The organism is Candidatus Hydrogenedentota bacterium, from assembly GCA_013359265.1.
Classification (GTDB): Bacteria; Hydrogenedentota; Hydrogenedentia; order Hydrogenedentales; family SLHB01; genus JABWCD01.
This window is the reverse complement of sequence record JABWCD010000007.1, coordinates 61,958-80,729: the sequence shown is the minus strand read 5'-3', so window position 1 is coordinate 80,729 and position 18,772 is coordinate 61,958. Positions and strand designations below refer to the sequence as shown.

The 18,772-nt window shown below is 62.3% G+C and carries 17 protein-coding genes; 4 read left to right on the top strand and 13 right to left on the bottom strand.

All coding sequences use genetic code 11. The annotated features are described in order from the left end of the window. Positions 1 to 52 precede the first annotated feature (52 nt). From HUU46_08750 to HUU46_08720, 7 genes are all read right to left on the bottom strand, one after another. Positions 53 to 1,654 (bottom strand): membrane integrity-associated transporter subunit PqiC, encoded by a 1,602-nt coding sequence (locus tag HUU46_08750; GenBank protein ID NUM53718.1) that lies wholly within the window; start codon positions 1,652 to 1,654, stop codon positions 53 to 55. Next, positions 1,651 to 2,724: an MCE family protein gene (locus HUU46_08745; protein NUM53717.1), complete on the bottom strand. Its 1,074-nt coding sequence runs from the start codon at positions 2,722 to 2,724 to the stop codon at positions 1,651 to 1,653. Before HUU46_08745 ends, HUU46_08750 begins: the two co-directional genes overlap by 4 nt. A gap of 74 nt (positions 2,725 to 2,798) precedes the next feature. After that, complete coding sequence (locus HUU46_08740; protein ID NUM53716.1) at positions 2,799 to 3,602, bottom strand: ABC transporter ATP-binding protein; 804 nt, start codon at positions 3,600 to 3,602, stop codon at positions 2,799 to 2,801. 45 nt (positions 3,603 to 3,647) lie between these two features. Further along, positions 3,648 to 4,445 carry an ABC transporter permease gene (locus tag HUU46_08735; protein ID NUM53715.1) on the bottom strand — a complete coding sequence of 266 codons (798 nt, stop codon included), beginning with the start codon at positions 4,443 to 4,445 and terminating at the stop codon, positions 3,648 to 3,650. Between the two features lie 46 nt (positions 4,446 to 4,491). Next, positions 4,492 to 4,794 carry an STAS domain-containing protein gene (locus tag HUU46_08730; protein NUM53714.1) on the bottom strand — a complete coding sequence of 101 codons (303 nt, stop codon included), beginning with the start codon at positions 4,792 to 4,794 and terminating at the stop codon, positions 4,492 to 4,494. A 25-nt stretch (positions 4,795 to 4,819) separates the two neighbouring features. Next, positions 4,820 to 5,257, bottom strand: coding sequence for an ATP-binding protein (locus HUU46_08725; GenBank protein NUM53713.1), 438 nt, complete (start codon positions 5,255 to 5,257; stop codon positions 4,820 to 4,822). Then, entirely contained in the window at positions 5,254 to 6,942 is a 1,689-nt protein-coding gene (locus HUU46_08720) for a SpoIIE family protein phosphatase (GenBank protein ID NUM53712.1), read from the bottom strand. The genes HUU46_08725 and HUU46_08720 overlap by 4 nt, the downstream gene beginning before the upstream one ends. A 248-nt stretch (positions 6,943 to 7,190) precedes the next feature. On the opposite strand from HUU46_08720, the gene HUU46_08715 reads away from it, so the two are divergent. After that, entirely contained in the window at positions 7,191 to 8,000 is an 810-nt protein-coding gene (locus HUU46_08715) for a formylglycine-generating enzyme family protein (GenBank protein NUM53711.1), read from the top strand. An 88-nt stretch (positions 8,001 to 8,088) separates the two neighbouring features. Here HUU46_08715 and HUU46_08710 read toward each other — a convergent pair whose 3' ends face one another. The 5 genes from HUU46_08710 to HUU46_08690 all read right to left on the bottom strand — a co-directional run bounded on the left by HUU46_08710 (position 8,089) and on the right by HUU46_08690 (position 10,867). Continuing rightward, on the bottom strand, positions 8,089 to 8,700 hold the full coding sequence (locus HUU46_08710; protein NUM53710.1) for an OmpA family protein: 612 nt from the start codon (positions 8,698 to 8,700) through the stop codon (positions 8,089 to 8,091). 197 nt (positions 8,701 to 8,897) lie between these two features. After that, on the bottom strand, positions 8,898 to 9,344 hold the full coding sequence (locus tag HUU46_08705; GenBank protein NUM53709.1) for a hypothetical protein: 447 nt from the start codon (positions 9,342 to 9,344) through the stop codon (positions 8,898 to 8,900). After that, entirely contained in the window at positions 9,331 to 9,684 is a 354-nt protein-coding gene (locus HUU46_08700) for a 4a-hydroxytetrahydrobiopterin dehydratase (protein ID NUM53708.1), read from the bottom strand. Before HUU46_08700 ends, HUU46_08705 begins: the two co-directional genes overlap by 14 nt. A gap of 25 nt (positions 9,685 to 9,709) precedes the next feature. Beyond that, positions 9,710 to 10,054 (bottom strand): helicase, encoded by a 345-nt coding sequence (locus tag HUU46_08695; protein NUM53707.1) that lies wholly within the window; start codon positions 10,052 to 10,054, stop codon positions 9,710 to 9,712. Continuing rightward, a complete protein-coding gene (locus HUU46_08690; protein NUM53706.1) occupies positions 10,055 to 10,867 on the bottom strand; it encodes a NifU family protein in 813 nt (270 codons plus the stop codon). It abuts the gene before it with no gap. Positions 10,868 to 10,994: 127 nt separating this feature from the next. Between HUU46_08690 and HUU46_08685 the strand changes: the two genes are divergently transcribed. The 3 genes from HUU46_08685 (at position 10,995) to HUU46_08675 (ending at position 15,035) form a co-directional block, all read left to right on the top strand. Continuing rightward, positions 10,995 to 12,290 (top strand): FAD-binding protein, encoded by a 1,296-nt coding sequence (locus HUU46_08685; protein NUM53705.1) that lies wholly within the window; start codon positions 10,995 to 10,997, stop codon positions 12,288 to 12,290. Positions 12,291 to 12,362: 72 nt separating this feature from the next. Next, entirely contained in the window at positions 12,363 to 12,590 is a 228-nt protein-coding gene (locus HUU46_08680) for a DUF2892 domain-containing protein (GenBank protein ID NUM53704.1), read from the top strand. 69 nt (positions 12,591 to 12,659) lie between these two features. Further along, complete coding sequence (locus HUU46_08675; GenBank protein ID NUM53703.1) at positions 12,660 to 15,035, top strand: beta-galactosidase; 2,376 nt, start codon at positions 12,660 to 12,662, stop codon at positions 15,033 to 15,035. Between the two features lie 301 nt (positions 15,036 to 15,336). Here HUU46_08675 and HUU46_08670 read toward each other — a convergent pair whose 3' ends face one another. Continuing rightward, entirely contained in the window at positions 15,337 to 18,609 is a 3,273-nt protein-coding gene (locus HUU46_08670; protein ID NUM53702.1) for a hypothetical protein, read from the bottom strand. Positions 18,610 to 18,772: the final 163 nt, after the last annotated feature.

Here is an 18,772-nt window from a genome sequence, read left to right as displayed (position 1 = left end):
TAACGGTACCACATGCGCCGCACGCAATGCGCACCGGGCGTTGGGGGGCGGCTTACTGCTCCGGCTTTGGCGGCGGCGTCAAGCCGTTGATGTCGTTCGCTGCTTGTACCGCGATTTCCTCGACAGCGCGCGACAGCGCCCTTACCGCGGCGTGCGCGCCTTCACCGTCGATCGGCGTGATAGCCTCGTACACGTGGCGCAACGCGGGGGCATCGGAAGCCATACCCGCCCACCGAACCGTCAGGTCCAGTTTGGCGAGCGCCGCGCGATTTCCGTCGCCGCGTTCGATCTGTTCGAACCCGCTGATTATTCCACTCACATGGACCGTCTCGCGACCGTCAACGGGATGCCCGAATTCCGCGCCGAGTTTTTCCGGAACCAATTCCGCCAGTCCCGACGCCCAGCGGTCGTTCGGAAATCGATCGACGACCGTGCTGTCGCGCACGATTAGGATGTCCGAGCGCGTGAGCGAGTCATGCGGTTGGATGCGGTCGATCATGACGTTGTAGTTACACTGCGCCTTTCCGGACGGCGTCATGTCCAGACGATACAGGTTGACCGGTGGCGCGGCCGGTTTTTCCGGCGCGGGAGGAATGCGGCCCGCGTCATCGGCGATGGCCGCGGCAATATCCTCGAGTGCGCGCGACAGCGCGAGTGCGACGGCCCCCGCGGAGTCGTCCGCTGCCGGGGCCGACGCTTCGTACACCTTCCAGAGCAACGGACGCGCCGCGCCTTGCTGCCCGGACTGCAACGTCACATCCAATTTCGCGTGCCCCTGCGCGCCTTCCGGCGTGTCGGCGCGCTCGAACGCGAGGATAGTCCCGGAGACCTGCACCGTTTCGCGCCCGGTTTCCGGCGCACCGAATTCGGATTCGAGCTTTTCCGAAACCAGCGTGGACACGCTCGCGGCCCAACGGTCGGCGGCGTAGTACTCGACCGAGGTCGCCGTGGGCCGGATAAGGATGCTGTTGCGCGCAAGCGCCTCGCTTCGGCGAAGCAGCGTGACGTCGACATTCATCGACGCCGCGGCCTTCCCGCTGGGCTTCATATCGAGCGTGTGGAGCGCTTCGTGTTTCGACGGGCCGGTGGCGGCACTCAGGTCCAACGCGTTGACATCGGCGACGATCTTCTGCGCGATCGATTCGACGCCGCGCGAGAGCGCTGCGACGAGGTCCGGCGGCCTCGCTTCCGCGAGCGGGAATTGCGCATCGTACGTTTTCGCGAGCAACGGTTCGGCGTAGCGGCTGTCGCTCTTCTTGCGGATTTCGAGCGCAACCGCGACGCGCGCGGCCGCGGTACCTTCCGTCGAGTTCACCTGCTCGAACGCGAGCACGTCGCCGGTGATGGAGACCGTCTGCCGGTCCGGGATTGGATCGCCAAATTCGGCGGCCAGTTTTGCCGAGGCCATTTCGCCGAGGTTCGAGGCCCAATGATCGAGCGGATACGTGTCGAGTTCGTGTTCGCTGCGGCGGACGACAATCGCGCCGGCGCCAAGCGCGTCCAGCGGGCGCAGACGCGCGACTTCGATGTTGACGTTGGGCGCCGCTGCGCCGCTTGGGGCCATGTTCAGCGTGTACAGGCGCGGCGGCGTCGTGCCGACGCAGCCCGCGAGCAGCGCCATGCCTGCGATGGCGAGTATGCGCCGATTGCTCATTTCTTCTGGCCCCCGCGTTCTTTCGTGCTCTTGCCCCACAATACCGATTCCGGCTGCTCCGCCAGATTGCGCGAGAAGGTCTTCAAATGACCGACGGTGTCGCGCAGATCGAGAATCGTTTCCTCGATTGCGGGCCGATTGCTTTCGATGGCGCCTTCGGCCGTTTCGAGGGTGCGCTGCAGTCCCGCCGCGATAAGTTCCAGATCGCCTGCGAGACCGTCTACGCGCGAGAGCAGCGCCGGTACCTGCTGAATGGCACTCTGAATGTCCGGCCGGTTCTCCGCGACAAGGCCGTTGATTTCGGCGACCAGCGCGTTGGCGTTGGTCTCGATCTTGATGATTTCGTTGATGACCGTGCCGATATCGCCGCGGTACTGGCCCATGATATTGCGCGCGTCGCCGACAAGCCCCTGGCTTTCGCGGACGGTTTGTTCGACACCGCGCAGCATGGTCACGAGCGTGGTGTCGAGCTTGCCCTCGGGAGAATCGATCATGGCCTGCTCAACGCCCAACAACGCCTTCACGCTTTCGATAGCCGACTCGACACTCATGGCGATTGAACCAATCTGATCGAACAGGCCGCCGCCAATGCCGACGGGAATCTCGTCACCCGCGGCGAGGAGACGGGTTTGCGGAAGGCCCGTCGTAATTTCGAGGTGCTTCTCCGCCGTGAGCGTCGTCTGGCCGATGAAGACGATGCTTCGTTCGTTGATCGGGATGCCGGGTTCGACGGCGGCTTCGACACGGATGATTGGCGCCTGAATCATTGCCGCGGCCTCATCTTCCGTCTCCTGCCCGCCGGGAGCGGCGCCGGTCGATGGCGCGGGCGTGTGCGACGTGTCCGGGGCGATGGAGCGCACGCGGCCCACCTTGACCCCGCCAAACCGCACGTCCGCCCCGACATTCAGGCCGAGCGTGTCTTTGAAGAAGCAGACATATACATTCTGCGATTTCTCGGGCCAGTAGCCCGCAATCGCGGCGGCAAAGCCCGCAAACACAAGACCGGCGGCAATGACCATGATCCCGGCCTTGATCTCGGTGACAGTGAAGTTATGTTTTTTTGCGGGCATGAACGTAGCGTTTAGTCAGTACGAAAGGGGCGAGTATAAACCATGTGCCGGTGGGTATCGCCAATCCGCACGGTTCACGATTCCTTGCCGGTCAGGCTGCGGATGTAGTCATCGCGGTTGTCGGATTCGTCGTCCGGCCGGCGATCGAAGAACTGGCGGACAAAGGGATGGTCCGACTGTTGCAGATCGTCGAGTTTGCCATAGCCGACGACTTTGCCCGCGAGCAGCATCAAGACGCGGTCGGCGATGAGCCTCACGCTGGCCATCTCGTGGGTCACGACCACGCTCGTGAGGTTAAACGTGCTCTGCATCTTGCGGATCAGCGCGTCGAGGCCCGCGGCGACAATCGGATCGAGGCCCGCGGAGGGCTCGTCGTAGAAGATGACTTCCGGGTCCATCGCCATGGCGCGCGCGAGGCCCGCGCGCTTCTTCATCCCGCCGCTGATTTCGGATGGCAGGTAATCGCCGAACTGGCCGAGGCCGACGAGTTCCAGCTTGATTTTGGTCATGATCTCGATCGTCGATTCTTCGAGCTTGGTGTGTTCGCGCAATGGCAGGGCGACGTTGTCGCCGATGCTCATCGAATTGAAGAGCGCGGAACCTTGGAAGCACATGCCCAGCTTCTTGCGCACCTCGACGCGTCCGGCATCCGACATGGCGGCGATATCTTCGCCGTTGAACAGAATCTGCCCGGAATGCGGGCGCATAAGCCCAACCAGATTGCGCAGGAGCGTGCTCTTGCCGCAGCCGCTTCCCCCGAGGATGACGAATATCTCGCCGCGGTTGATGGTGAAGTTGATGTTGTCCAGCACCGTGCGATCGCCGTACTTCACGACGAGGTCGCGCACTTCGATGATGGGGCCGTTCTTTTCGCTCATATGCCTCACGCGGCGCCATGGGCCGCATGCGGCCCATGGGTCCGATTAGAAGAAGAACAAGTATGTGAAGATCAGGTCAACAAAGATTATCAGAAAAATCGAGGTCACCACGGATGAAGTGGTCATACGGCCCACGCCTTCCGCGCCGCCTTCGACCTGGAAACCGCGGTAGACGCCGACGAGACAAATGACGATCGCGAAGAACACACTCTTCGACATACCGGTCGCGAAATCGCGCATCTTAATCGATTTGATCGTGTTGTGAATATAGACGTCCGGTTCGATGCCGACGACCCACACGGTGACGGCGAACCCGCCGAAAATCATGATGAGCGCGCCGAGCATCGTCAGGCATGGAATCGCGAACAACATCGCGAGGAACTTCGGGACGACGAGGTGCTTGGTCGGGTTTACACCCATGACCTCGAGTGCGTCGATTTCCTCCGACACTTTCATCGTACCGATTTCCGCCGTGATCGCGGAGCCGCTTCGGCCCGTGAGCAGGATCGCGGTCATCAGGGGGGCGAGTTCCCGGATGGCGATGACGCCGACAAGGTTCGCGACGTACTGCGTGGCGCCGAACGCGCGCAGCAGGTACACGGACTGCATCGCCATGATTCCGCCGATGAGGAAGCAGATGAGCCCGACGATGGGAAGGGAATTGACGCCGAATTGCACGAAGTGTTCGACGGCGCTGCGCAGCCGAATCCCCCTTCCCCGCAGGGGCTGGAAGAAGGTCCAGTTCGCGGTGTCCGACAGCAGCACGCACACACGCGCGACGGCGTAGAGCGAGTTGAGTGTGACTCGCCCCGTGAAGCCGAATACGTAGGTCAGCGCGTCCATTCATTCCCCCGACCGGATCGCCACAGGTCCGCCCGCCGCGTGTGGGTCACTTGATCGTAAACACCGTGTCGAGCCGCGACAACTGCAACACCTTGAGCACGGGCTGCGACGGTTTGTGCAGCACGAACGCCACGCTGCGCTCCATGCACGCGCGCAGCCCCTCGACCAGCGTCGCCACGCCCGAGCTGTCCATGTACTCGACGGCGCTGAGATCGATGCGCAACGCGGAGGCCGCGGCGGGTATCGCTTTGGTGATGGCGCTGCGCAAGTCCGGCGAACTGTACAAGTCGATCTCGCCCGTTACCGAAATGGTGTACGTGCCGTCTTTGTCCGATTTCGAAAGTTCCATCGCCATCGACTGGTCCTCGCTAGTGCTACTTTTCTTTGTCGGGCCGTTTGATTCGCATGACCACGCGGTTGCCGGCTTTCTTGCCGGGACTGAACTTCACATCGTCGAACACCGAATACATTAGTTGAACGCCCAGCCCGCCGGGGGTCAGCGCGTCGGGCGCGGGGGCGGCGAGTTCTTTGCGCTCGCACTTTTCAGGCGCGACCGGCACACCCCGGTCCTTCAGGATGAACTCGATGGCGCCGTCGTGCAGGCGGACGGTCAGTCGCAACCGTCCCTCGCCCTTTCCCCCATACGAATGACGCATCGCGTTGGTGCACGCTTCGTCGACCGCCAAAACGATTTCGCCCGCACGTTCGCTCGAAAACCCTTCGTTCACGAGATAGGTGCGCACCAGCCCGCGCACGGACGCGAGCAGCCGCGGGTCGGATACCAGGTCGATATGTATATCGTCCTGCTTCATGACGGGTCCACGAGGTATTTGAGGGCGATCATCGTGCAGTCGTCGTGCGGCGCGGCGGGGGCGCAGTACTCGCGGACCTCCTTGTTGATCGCTTCGACCATCTCGCGCGGCGTGGCGGCGTATTGCCCGGCGGCGGCACGCGCGAGGTTTTCCGCGCCAAATTCGTCGGGCAACGGCGATCGCCCGGAGCGCGTATGGGGCGCGCGCGCTTCGACGATCCCATCGGTGTACAGCACCAGCGTTTCACCGAGTTTCAATTTCGCGTCGGTATCGGTCCAGGGATTGTCCGGCATCACTCCGACCGGCGGGCCCGTGGCGTTCCCGAAGATGCGCAGATCGCCCTTGCCGACCGCCATCGCGGGATGATGGCCCGCGCTGGCGCACAGCACGCGCCCGCTTTCCAGATTCAGGATGACGTAGCTCATCGTGCAGAACGTGCCGCGCACGCCCTGCTTGCACATCGTCCGGTTGAGATCGGTGAACACGCGCGACGGCGAGAAACAGTCGCGCGCGCACAAGCGGAACTCGGCGAGCAACTGCGCCATGGTCAGCGCCGCGGGCACGCCCTTGCCGCTGACATCGCCGATGAGGATGCCCACGTGGTTTTCGTCGGGACACACAAAGTCGTAGAAATCGCCGCCCACCGTTTTCGCGGGGCGCGTGTCGCCGTAGACCTGGAAACGCGGGTCCTCGTTGGGCCAGTCGTTGATAAGGAAGCCCTGCTGAATTTGCCACGCGTGCTGGATTTCGGAATCGGTCCGGTGCTTCTCGACAATCTGACTGTGCATGCGCGCGTTCTCGAGCGCCAGGCCCGCGCTGTTCCCGACGGCGGTGCTGAGCAGCATGTCCTCGTGCGTGTACTGGTGCCTCGGGCTGTCACTGTCGACGTAGAGGATTCCGAAGATGCCGAACTTGCCGCGCAGCGGCGCGCAAATGATCGAGCGCAGCTTGAGCGAGCGGATGCTTTCGCTGACGTTGAATTCGCTGTCGCGGTCCGTGTCCTGATAGAGCAGGCTCTCGCCTTTCTTGATGACGCGCTGCGCGACGGTCTCGCTGATGTGAAAGTCGCGCTCGCCGACATGTTGCACCTTGCCGCGCGCGATCACGTGATACTTGCGGCAAATGGGGCATGGTTCAAGCCCTTTGCCTTCTTCGGACGCGAAGACGATCGCGCCGCGCTGGGCGTCGATCGCCTTCATTGTCGTCTTGAGAATGTGATCGAGCAGGGGGCACGGCTCGTAGTTCGACGAAATCTCGTTCATCACCGTATACACGGCGCGGAGGAGGTTTTCGGAGCGTTCCTCTTTGGGTTCGTGCGGGCCGGACTTTTGCCAATTCGCGATGGTCTCGGTGAAGGTGGTCGTCGCGCCCCCTTCTTCCTGCTCTTCAACGTACTCTTCTATCTCGAACCCGATGACGGTTTCGCCGATCTGGAGTTTGTCGCCGTTCTTCAGCACGCCTTCGAGCATGGGCGTGCCGTTGAGTTGCGTGCCGTTCGTGCTGTTGAGGTCTTTCCAGAGGAAGCGGTCGCCTTCGACCGAAATGCGCACGTGCCGCCGCGAGGCGGCCGCGTCGTCCACCACGCACCCGCATTCGACGGAACGGCCCAGGGTGATCGACGTGCCTACCGGCACGCGCCGCGTCCCGTCGCCGTTCTTCTTGCACACCAAGTATCCGCGCAGCAAACCGATCACCCCTCAAAGCTTGTCAGCCGCGGAAATTCTAACGGCACCGCATTACCCTCGGCAAGGCGGCGGCGGGCATCTGTCTTAATCTGACAATTGCGCGCATGTTTTCGTCAAACAAACCGCTCAAAGTTCGCCATCGCGTGATAAACTAATGGAAGAGAATAGTTGGGAACATCGCATTTGCCGACCGCGTTTGCGGGGGCATGTGCACGGCGGCGCGATGCGAAGCTCTTGGGGGAAACGCCATGAGATCGCAAGTGTCATGTCTGATTGCCTCGATTGTCTCCGGTCTAATCGCAGTGTCAGCCGGGGCGTCGCCACCCGAACCGGGAGACCAAAAGACCTTTGCGGGCATCCGGTTTGTCTGGTGTCCCGCCGGCGCGTTCACGATGGGGCGCCACTTGGGCGAAAGCGGAAGCCTGCCGAGCGAGGACCCCGCGCACACGGTCACGTTCGCAAAAGGGTTTTGGATTTCGAAGTTCGAGGTGACGCAGAAGCAGTGGAAGGATGTGATGGGATTCAATCCGTCTTTCCACCAGGGGGCCGGTTATCCGAACGCGGACGATCGGCCGGTGGACAACGTGTCGTGGTACGACGCGCAGGACTTCATCGACGAATTGAATGCGGCCAATCCGAAGCGCCACTTCCGGCTCCCAAGCGAAGCGGAATGGGAGTATGCGTGCCGCGCCGGCACGATGACGCGGTTCTATTGGGGCGAAGACAACAAGACCAAAAAGATCGATCGCTTCGCGTGGTTCCAAATGAACAGCGGCGGCGAAACGAATCCCGCCGGTCTGAAAAAGGGCAACGAGTGGCACCTGTTCGACATGAGCGGGAACGTGTGGGAATGGGTGCAGGACACGTTCCAGTCGACGTACAACGGCGCGCCGGTGGACGGCTCGGCCTGGGTGGTTTCGGGCTCAACGCAGCGGACCGTGCGCGGCGGAAGCTGGTACAACAACTCGATGGTGTGCCGCTCGGCATATCGCGGCGGCATGGGCCCCGACGGACATTACGGCGACTACGGTTTTCGCATCGTCGTACGAAGCAAATAATGCGGCAAAAGTAGCGCGGCGCGGGTCCCGATTCCAGGGCCGCGCCACAACATCACGGCCCGTGGGCCATGCTATGTCGGGTCAAGGGTTACTTCGGCGCTTCGTGCAGGTGGACGACGAAGTCGTCGCGGCGGTTCAGTTCGCGCCGGTCCGTTCCATGTTTGGGGCGCTCCTCGCCGTAGCTGACCGTCTTGATTCGTTTTGCCGCAATGCCGTTTTCGACGAGGAACTTCTTCACGGTCTGCGCGCGGCGCGCGACCAGCTTCTTGTTGTAGGCGTTTGTGCCGATATCGCAGCAGTTGCCTTCGATGGTGACTGATTGGCCGGGGTGGGCCTTGAGGTACGCCGCAAGCTGGTGGCAAACCTCGACGCTCTCGGGCCGCAGGTGCGCCTTGTCGAAATCGAAGTAAATGGGCCCGAGGCTGGGCGGCGCGGCGGCAACCGCGGGGGGTTCCGCTTTGGCCATCTTCATGTAGTTACCGAACGACACGCCCTTGTGCACCCAGTGCACGTTGGCGGGATCGGCCCACTGGGTCGGCGCACTGCACGCGTCCTTTCCGCAGCAGCCGGATCTGTGGCTGGTGCACGCGGAGCACCTGCCGGCCATTTCTTCGTGTTGACAGCATTTCGCGGCGTGCGCTGCGGGCATCAGTACGACTGCCGCGAACAGGGCCAGCGCGAATCGATACAGGTTCGTCATGAGATACCTCCCAATTGACGTTGAGTACTGCAAACCTCAACAGCAAGCGGCTGGCACTATACTCTATTTTGTCAAGAATTGTCCAGCGTTATTTGATGTGGCCGGTCGAAGGCAGGGGGAATCGAAACCGGGTCGAGACGACAGGGGCTGGTCTGCTCACAACGTATTGTAAACAAATAGTTTGCGCAAGGAATACGCTAATTGAACACAATCTTCGCTTTCTTGCTCTTGCCGCATGCGCGGCAGTTGCCACAGGCCTTGATCTTCTCGGTAACGAGGTCTACGGCAATTTGTCCGTCAATGACCAAGGTACCGTCCCCGTACGAGATTTCGGCGGCAGCGCAGGGGTCGTCCTTTCCCCCGGGTTCCTTGCCGGTGAGGACTTCGAGTACGGATTGAATTGCGAAGAAGTGTTTGAGGCTGAGGAATTCTTCGAGTTCGTCTTCGATGGGGAACTCCGCGAGGTACCGTTCTGCGTCGTACGCGAGAATTCTGTCGAGGCCCCAGCCGCGCAGTTGGTCCGCGAGCAGGTTGCCCGCGCCGACGCCCTGGCCGCAGGTGCGTTTGGAGAAGTAGTAGTCCTTGAGCCGGTCCTCGGCATCGAGTTCGACGTGGATGATTTCGGTAACGTCACTGCACGGCATGGGCTTTGTACGCCTCTTCGACTTTCGCCGCGAAGATGAAATCGCTCTCGGTCAGCCCGTCAATCTTGTGGGTCCAGATGGTCACTTTGGTTTTTCCCCAAGTCGTGAGGATATCGGGATGATGGTTTTGCTCTTCGGCGATCGAGCCGACCTTGTTCGTGAACGCGAGCGCGTCGACAAAGTTTTTGAACTTGTATTCCTTTTCCAGGTGGTGCTCGTTGACACAGAGCCAGTCGTTGCCGAGCATCTGGTGCATCGATGCGAGTTGGGCGCCCGCAAGCGGCGGCACGCCGCCGCGGCATGGGACGCATTGCTGCCTGGAAAGCTCTATAGTAGTCATGCGCTGATCGTGCCTTTCCGAGTCGCTAGACGTCAAAAACCTTCTGCGGACGTTCGTACCAGATATTGAGATCGGCGTCGGCATCGAGTGTGACCGCCCCAAGACGCACGGCATACGGCTGATCGCCTTGCGTAAAATACGTGATCCGCGCTTCTTCAATGTCCCACGCGCCCGACTCGGGCCCGCGAATGAGCAGCGTGTGCGGGAAACTGCCGGGATTGGCCGTGCCCTCGAACGTCTCGCCGGGGCCGGTCCCGCCTTTCGATTGCTCGAAGTCCACGACAAAACCGTTGATCGACCATTTCGGAGCGGCCCCCGGGCCGCGCGCGCCGGTCCTTATGACAACGTCGAATGTATTGAGTTTGGGCATCTAGCTCATCCCCACCGGCATCCGCGTATAGAACGGGTTCTTGCCGGCGCTGTGATCGGTGTTGTCGAGAATTGCGCCGATTTGCGGGACCGCGCTGCGGAATGCTTCGTAGATGCCCTGTCGCAGCGTGACGTCCGACGCGGCGCAGCCCTGGCAGCCGCCCATCATTTGAATATAGACGGTGTTGCCTTCTACGCGGTCGAGCGCGATTGCGCCGGAGTGCGCCGCGATGCTCGGGTTAATTTCGGTGTCGATTACCTTCTGCAGTTCTTGCTGGATGGTATCTGCGCTCGGCAGGCCCGCAAGGAACTCATCCGACACGATGGGTTTTTCGTCGATCAAGTGTCCGCGCACGACGTTGCCAATCTCGCGGGCCATATCCGTCCAGTCGCCGTGTCGGGCGGGGTGACGGGTAACGGTTATTGTGTAGCCGTGGAGCAGGACCGACACGACCCCGTCGATTGCGAAGATTGCCTGCGCCAGCGGCGAGTGTTCCGCCGATTTCGCAGTCGGGAACCACGCGGAATGGCCTTCGAGGATGGGCCGGTCGATCAGGAGCACACACCCGCCGCTCGAGTTGTCGATGCGCGCTTTGATGCGGATGTCCGCGCTCGACGCGGCGGTTTCGCCGACAAATTCGACGATCGGCGCGTTCACGATGCGGCGCTTCTTCTCCGCACGGCCGGCACTCGACGGCTCCGGGTCGTCCGACGTGTCGATGCCACCCAGGACCTCATCGAGCAGCGGATGCGCTTCGCGGGGCCTTGCCGACGCGGCGCCGCCTTTGAACACCTTTGAAAACCATGCGGGCATGGTCGCCTCCTGATTGTATTTCCCTGCCTTACGTTGACACGCCGGCCAACCGGGATATTCCCTTGCACGATAACTGCGTACACGTATGCTAATCTTGTTCCGATTCTTTCCTCCACTTGGTAACCCTATGGCCAAATTGTGGAAAAACTGGTCCGGCCGTGTGTCGTGCTCGCCCGCGCAAATTGCCTACCCGCGCGACGAAGCGGAACTTGCCCAACTGGTCCGGACCGCGGCGGCCAGGGGGCAGGTCGTGCGGCCAGTGGGCTCAGGTCATTCGTTTTCCGATCTGGTGACGACCACGGGGGTAGTCGTCTCGCTCGACAAGTTGGCCGGCCTGATCGAGGTCGATAAGGTGCACAACACGGCGACCGCCTGGGCGGGAACGAAACTGTGGCAGTTCTGCGACCTGCTCGCGCCGTTCAACCTCGCCATGGAGAACATGGGCGACATCGACAAGCAGTCGCTCGGCGGCGCGCTCGCCACCGGTACGCACGGAACGGGGCTTGGGCTGGGCGGCCTGTCCACTCAGATATCCGCGCTTTCGCTGATGACCGCGTCCGGCGAGGTCATCGAGTGCTCCGAAGAGCACGAGCGCGACATATTCAAGGCCGCGCAGGTGTCGGTCGGCGCGTTGGGTATCGTCACGCAGTTTACGCTTCGCGTCGTGCCCACGTACCGTCTCGCGTACACGCGCGCGCCCGGAAACTTCATCGACTGCATTTCGCGCGCGCAGAAACACGCGGAAGAAAACCGGCACTTCGAGTTCTGGTATTTCCCATACACGGATACCGTGATGATGAAATTCCACATCCAAACCGAGGCACGGATTGAGGTGGGGCCCGTGCGGAAATGGATCGACGAAGTGCTCGTCGAAAACTACGTTTTCGGCGTGCTCGCGGGCATGTGCCGCCGCAAGCCGTCGCGCTGTGCGGCGTTGAGCAAATTCACCGCCCGGCGCCTCACCAGCGCCTCGGAAGTGAATACGAGCCATCACGCGCTCGTGACGCGGCGCATCCTGCGGTTTTCTGAAATGGAGTACGCCATTCCGATCGAGCGCGGTCCCACTGCCATGCGCGAACTGAAGGAATGGATTGTCAAGGAGAACGCCCCGGTGTTCTTTCCAATCGAGTACCGGTACGTGAAGGCGGATGACATCTGGCTGAGTCCATTCTACCAACGCGACAGCGTCACCATTTCCGTCCATTACGACGCGCGCGCCGATCACGAAGCCTATTTTCGCGGCGCGGAAAAAATCTTCCGGCGGCACGGCGGACGCCCGCACTGGGGGAAAATTCACTATCTTTCCGCGGCCGAACTGCGCGAACTGTATCCGGAATGGGACAGTTTTCGGCGCGTGCGGAAAGCGCTTGACCCCAGAGGCGTTTTTCTCAATCCGCACCTCGCGCACGTGCTTGGCGGATAGCCGGCCCTTTCACGTTGCGCTACAATGCGCCATGGGGTTATCCACGTCCGTCACTTCAAAGGAGACGAAACAATGACGATGGAACGGTACATTCGTATGATTGCGGGTACGTTCATTCTGATTAGCCTTGCGCTCGCGCATTGGGTCAGCCCGTACTGGCTGTGGTTCACGGCGTTTGTCGGAGCGAACCTGCTGCAATCGTCGATTACGCGGTGGTGCCTGATGGAGGACATTCTCTCAGCGCTCGGCGTCGCGAAAAAGACGTGCGCGGTCGATGCCACCGCGCCTCAACCGCACTGACTTTCGTCCACCCGCCTCCGGTTGTCTATACTCCAGTCCACACGCCTGCGCGAACCGGGAGGTTTTGTCGTGCTGAGTTCAATTGCCTTCGCGTCGCTGTTTGCCGCAGCGGCTGGCGCCAACCAATTCTCGTTCACGATCTGGGATTGGGAACCTGCCTATCGTGACATGGGTTTCTTCAAACGGCAGGTGGATACGGTTGCAGACTACGGCGTAAACACGATTGAACTTGGCATCTCCTGGCGCGACTGCGAAGCCTCGGACGGTGCGTTCGACTTTTCCATACCGGACGAGCGCGTTTCCTACGTGCGCTCAAAGGACATGGCGTTGCGGCTCCGCGTCAACGTAACGGACTGGCCGGAGTGGTTCCAGCCGGAGCTGTTTCAGAATCCCGACGGCACAACGTTCGACTACAGCGGCGGATTGCCGAGTGTGTTCAGCGCAGAAAATCGCGAGCGTCAATTGCATTTTGTCTCCGCCGCGGCCAAACACTACTCGGGCATGGGCTACACGTATACGCCCGCGTTCTCCGTGCATATGGAGGTCAAGTTCGGCGGATGGAATACGTACGAGCCGTCCGCGCGCGCGGGATTTCGCAATTGGCTCGCGGGCCGCTACGGTTCAATCGCGTCACTGAACGAGTCGTGGAACACGTCGTACGCTGCGTTTGGAGACATCGAACCACCGGTTCCTCAGGATACGAAGGACGAGCCGTCCACGGATGCGGCGTCGGCGGACTGGATTCGTTTTCGCGAAGCGGCGCTGACGGATTGGGTGACGGCGTTCGCCGCCGCCGTACGGAAGAACGACACCTCCGCGCGTATTTCCGTGCCGCTAGGAGAAAGCTTCCGCAGCGAATCCGCGGCGTTTGCGAACCTCGCCTACTGGGATTACTCGCGTCCCGCGGACGAAATTGTTCACTCCTATGACTTCTTCATGCACGGTCCTGCGAATATCGGCGACGTGGGGATTGCCTTGGCAATAATGACGGGCATCACGCAACGTCCAACTGTCCTCGAAATCGATGGCCCGGTACTTCTCGACAAATACGGCTACACAACGGAGCACCTTGTATTCGCGGCGAAAGCTGTCCTGGCGAAAGGAGCGGAGGGGATTCAAATCACGAATTGGGGGAGCAGCGAACTCTCCGGCCAGACATGGATGCGCGCGATAGGCGACGAGTGCCGGATGCGCGACGCGCGCGATGGCGTATCGCCGGGGCTGAAGGCGGCCTGGTACTACGTATCGAAGTGGGAGAACTACTGCAACCGCGATCCGAACGTGTCGCTGTTCGAGCGCCAATTTGGGCCGTTCCGCGAGATGCTGAAAGCCAACCTATGGCTTCGCGTCGTCACGGACGAAAACCTGCTGTATGAAGACCCGACCGATCAGGACGTCTTCATTCCGTCCGCGGCGGTGATAGATGACGAAGTACGCGAACGCCTGCGTTCTGTCTCGCTCGGGACGACCGTGTCGGCGCTGACAAAGCCCGGAACATTTACGCCCACCGCAAAAACCAACGGGAACTTTGGGGCCAAAATACGCCTTGTCGAACCGGCGGCGTTCGATGACGCAATCGCGCGGGGCTCGCTGCCACGCGAGCCGGAAGGTTCGCATCGCGTATTACGCGTGGCGGCCGTGCAGTTTCACACCTGCTTCGATGTGCCATCCAATACGCGACAAATCGTCGAATGGATCGGCAAAGCGGCGGAAGCGGGCGCGCGCGTCGCGGTTTTCTCCGAAATGGCGTTGACGGGGTATACAAAGAAACCGGAGTTTCGCGAGACACTGGACTGGAACGTGATCGACACGTCAATCGACGCGATCCGCACGGCGTGCGACGAACGCGACGTATACGCGATCGTCGGCGCTCCCACGCGTGACGGCGACAAGATTTTCTGCGCGGCGCTGACAATTAGTCCGGACGGTGAGATTATCGATCGCTACGAGAAAACCTATCTCGCGGGAGAGGCATGGGCGACGCCCGGCACGCGGTTCACGACGTTCAACATCGACGACGCAAAGAGCGGTACGTTCGTCTGCCACGACGAGCGCTACCCGCACCTGGTCCAACTGCGCGCGCTCGCGGGCGCGCAATTGTTCTTCTACATTTCCTGCGAGTCGGGCATCGGCGAGGAACACAAGATCGGGCCGTACCGCGCGCAGTTGCAGGCGCGCGCCGTGGAGAACGGCGTGTTCATCGTCCACGCGAACGCACCCGCGTTACGCGACGATCCGGACGCAGAAGGCACGTCGAACGGGCACAGTCGAATCATCGGACCCGACGGCAACGTCATCGCGGAGGCGGGTCCATACGAAGATACGATGGTGATCGCCGATATCGATCTGCGTCACGCACGCAAAGGCGGCATGCCCGCCGCGCTCGAGAATGGCCCGGCGGCGGAATGGATTCGCAAGGGCGTGGGACTGGTCACGAGCCAGTAAGCAGTCGTTTCGGACAGAATAGAGCGTTTCAAGGTCGGCTGCACCGCGTGCTCGTGACTTGTCCTCCGAAGCCGGCCGGGCGAAGGAGAATCCTGCTCGTCATCGTACTCGATCTTATCGAGGATCGAGTGCGAGTACGACCCTCCTTTGCCCTCCGAAGTAGCAGGGCTACGGAGGACGGGTGACGACTCACGCGCAGGAGCACGAAACAGACGGTGTGCTCAAACTTGAATTGCTCTAGACCGGCCTGGACGTTTTCTGCCGGCGTCGCTTCCGTGTCGTCCGCACGCTATCGACAGCGCTATTCTGCTTTCCAGACAATTTCAACGTGCGCCGCATCGACGTGAATCGGTTCGCCGTTCATCGAGGTCACTGACACTTCCTTCGTAACAACGGTCGCCGTGCGCGGCTCGCTCAACGGGAAACGGTGACGGCACTTCACACCGATCAATGCGTTCGGCACGTCGGGTCGCGAGGGCGGCGTGATCTCGATTGCGATTCCCCACTCCTTCGTTTCGCGCTGAATGGCGCGGCGTCCCGCCAACTCCGCGTCCGGCGAAGCGCGCAGATCGAACCACTCGAGATTCCCGGCGGGCTCGGTATCGAGCCGCAGGAGTATGCGTCCAAGGTCCGCGTCGCCCGGCGCGGCAATGGAAAGCATGACGTAGGCCTCGTACTGCGCCTCCGGAATCGGATTGGCCTCGAGCCGCAGGCCCGGACGTCCCGGCGCGTCATTCAGAGGCGCATTCTGCAACGCCGCGCGCGGCCCTTCGTTCATTGCGTCGCCGGCGGCATCCGGTTCGCCCGCCTGCGGTCTCGTCGCCGGATACGGATCGTAGTCCGCGCCGTCCCAGTCGCCGTCGCCGTCCGTGTCCGCGTTTAGCGGGTCCGTTTCCCCATCATCCACAATGCCGTTCGCGTTCGCGTCTTCCTTCCCATCGGGAATGCCGTCGCCGTCCGAATCGGGATCGAACTTGCTCGTTTCGCCTTCGTCCATCACGCCATTGTCGTTCCGATCTTCGAGTTCGTCCGGCAACCCGTCCGCGTCAAGGTCCTTCGTTTCGATGGCGGACCGCGAAAGCCAATCGAAAAGATCGCACGCGAACAGCCGGTTTGCGCTCGACGCCATGACATCGGAATGCAGCGGCGCAGGCGACGCCAATACGGCCATGCGCCCTCGCCCGAATTGGCGCACGGCGAGCACGGGCGAATCTCCCGCCGCCGCGAGCACGGCCATCGCCGCATCGAGTTTCATGCGCGCAGCGTCGTCGACCGCGAACGAGATCCAATGCCGCGTCACGGCATGCGGATGCACGGCCGTAGCTGCGCCGGAAACCGTGCCCGGCTCGAACGCGATGCCCGCGGGCGCGAGCCATCGTTGCGCCGCGCCGGACGCGCCGTCGTTCGCGCGCGCGATCACGAGCAGTCCGCCACCGCGGGCGACGTAGTCCAACAACGACTGTCGGCTCACGAGCCCCGCGCCAATCGCTGCCGAATCGAGAACGACCACGGCATAGTCCGCAATCGAATCGAGCGGTTCGCCGTTCGTATCGTCGTGCGACCAATAGAACGGCGGGCCGGACAGCGCCGCCGCGACTGCGCCAAGACCGTAACTGTCGCGCGCGTTCCGTGGACCCGGCTCACCGCCGCCAAGCAGCCAAAGCACGGACCGCGCGGAGGCGCTGACTGGCTCGATGCGAACGCCGATCCGGCGGGGCGACCCGAACGCTTCGGTGCCGACAATCGTTCCCGTCATCGAGATGTCGATGAATGCATGCGCCCCGTTTGCGCGGTGGAGTTGCGAGGGGTCCGCGCCGGCGATGAACCAGCCCGGCGAACGGCCCTGGCGCGGAAACACGCGCAGCCACGGCGCGGCATTCGCATCGATTGTCGCGCGCCATACCGAACGCTCCGCGAAATCCGACGCGATGCGCACGGCGCGCACCTCGGCCCCGGCGGTGTCTTCGCGCAACACGATTTCGCGCGGCACATCGAGCCGCGGCGAAGGCACAGTCGGTTCGGGATCGATCGCATCCGCGATCCGGTCTCCATCCATATCGGTGAACCGTTCCTGCGCGTACGGTGCATCGAGCGCGCTCAACGCGAGAACGTGTCCCGTTTGCAGCGACGTGGTCCACAGCCTTCGATGGTCCGTCGCAATGGCATGAACGCGGTTCGCTTCCGCGACGATGAGTGCGTCATCGGTCCAACACATCGCGGTAATCGGTGTCCGAAACTCGAGCGGCTCGGCGCCTTCCGAACCCGCGGGCAAAATCTCGACGCGGCGATCGACGCCAATCGCGACCCTATCCTCCGCAGCGGCAAGGACGAGCGCGCGGGACAGACCGGTGAACGACCGTTGATCCGCGATCTCGAATTGGTCCGCGGTGCGATCAAGCCCATACGCAAACGCAAACCCCGCGCTCGGCGATCGCGTCGCAACCCAACACGTGCCTCCACCGCCGAAAACGACCGCTCCGGGCGTGTCGATAGTGCCGCGCAGTTCCACCCGCGCGCCTATCGGCGCAAAGGAACGTGCATCCAACGCCGCCGCCCAACACCGGCCTTCGTCCGATTCCGGCGCGGCGTTAATGTCGTTCAACACAGCGATGAGCGTCGCGCCGTCTTCCGCCAGCATCAGCGCCGCGGGAGCGAGACGCTCGTTCGGCTGCGCAAGCGGCAAGCGCTCCTGGATTACGCGGCCACGCGCCGCGTCGCGCACGTGCAGCACCGTTGCGCCGTTCGGCATACGGCACAGCGCCGCGACCCACCCGGCAATGGGGTGCGTCACCGCGGCGTGCGGCGTGCCGGGCAAGAGCCACGTCGCGGGCGGTTCCGCAAGCGCAACAACCGGTGTCGACGCAATCGTCCACGCGTCGATGCGGCCATGACCGGATAGCGGTCCGTCGCGCAGCGCGCTCACCACAACCGCGCGCGCCCCGGAAGCGCTAACGCCTGCGATCGTGCCCGCGAGAATCGCGCCGTCACGCGCGATCGCGCGCCAGGAATCGTCGCCCAATGCAACGTGTAACGGCGACCATCCCGCGATTGCGTCTGCTCCCCGCCGATTCGATTGCGATGTCGCGGCGACTACGATTCCTTCGCCCGTTACGAAGAGCGGCGAAGCCGGCGACGCACCGGGGAGTTGCGTCGCCAAGGGTGTCGGCGCGCCCGTATCGAGACTGATTTCCTGGACGTAGACGCGCACGGCCTCGCGCGCCGCGGTCATCGTCGCGGTTTCAACGACCAACGTCTGTGCAAACGCGGAATAGGCCGCCGATACGGCAAACGACACGACGAGACAGATGGGGAATTTTGGATTTTGGATTTTGGATTTTGGATTGGATGCGGTCGAGCGCGCGGCGGACGTATCGGGATGCAGCGGATTCTTGGGCTGGCGGCGCAACGGCGAATCGGCCAACCCGCGTTGGCGGCGAATGAAGCCGCGGAGCCGATTAACCGCGCGATTGGCAAGTCTTGGATTTTGGATTTTGGATTTTAGATTGGATGCCGGCACTCGGGTGTCCGGCGCGACAGCAGTCCGGTGCCAGCGCGGGTAACCGCCGACCGGCAAACCGGCCTTTCCAGTTCGGTTTCGAATGCAGCGACTTGCGGCGCTACGAGGCAGTTGGCGCAGGGGCGCCTCGACCGGACGAACGCTTGTCCGCCCATGACGCGGCGCACACGAAGCGGCTCGCAGCGGCTCGCCCTTCGACACGACGCCGGCCGCGTTCAAT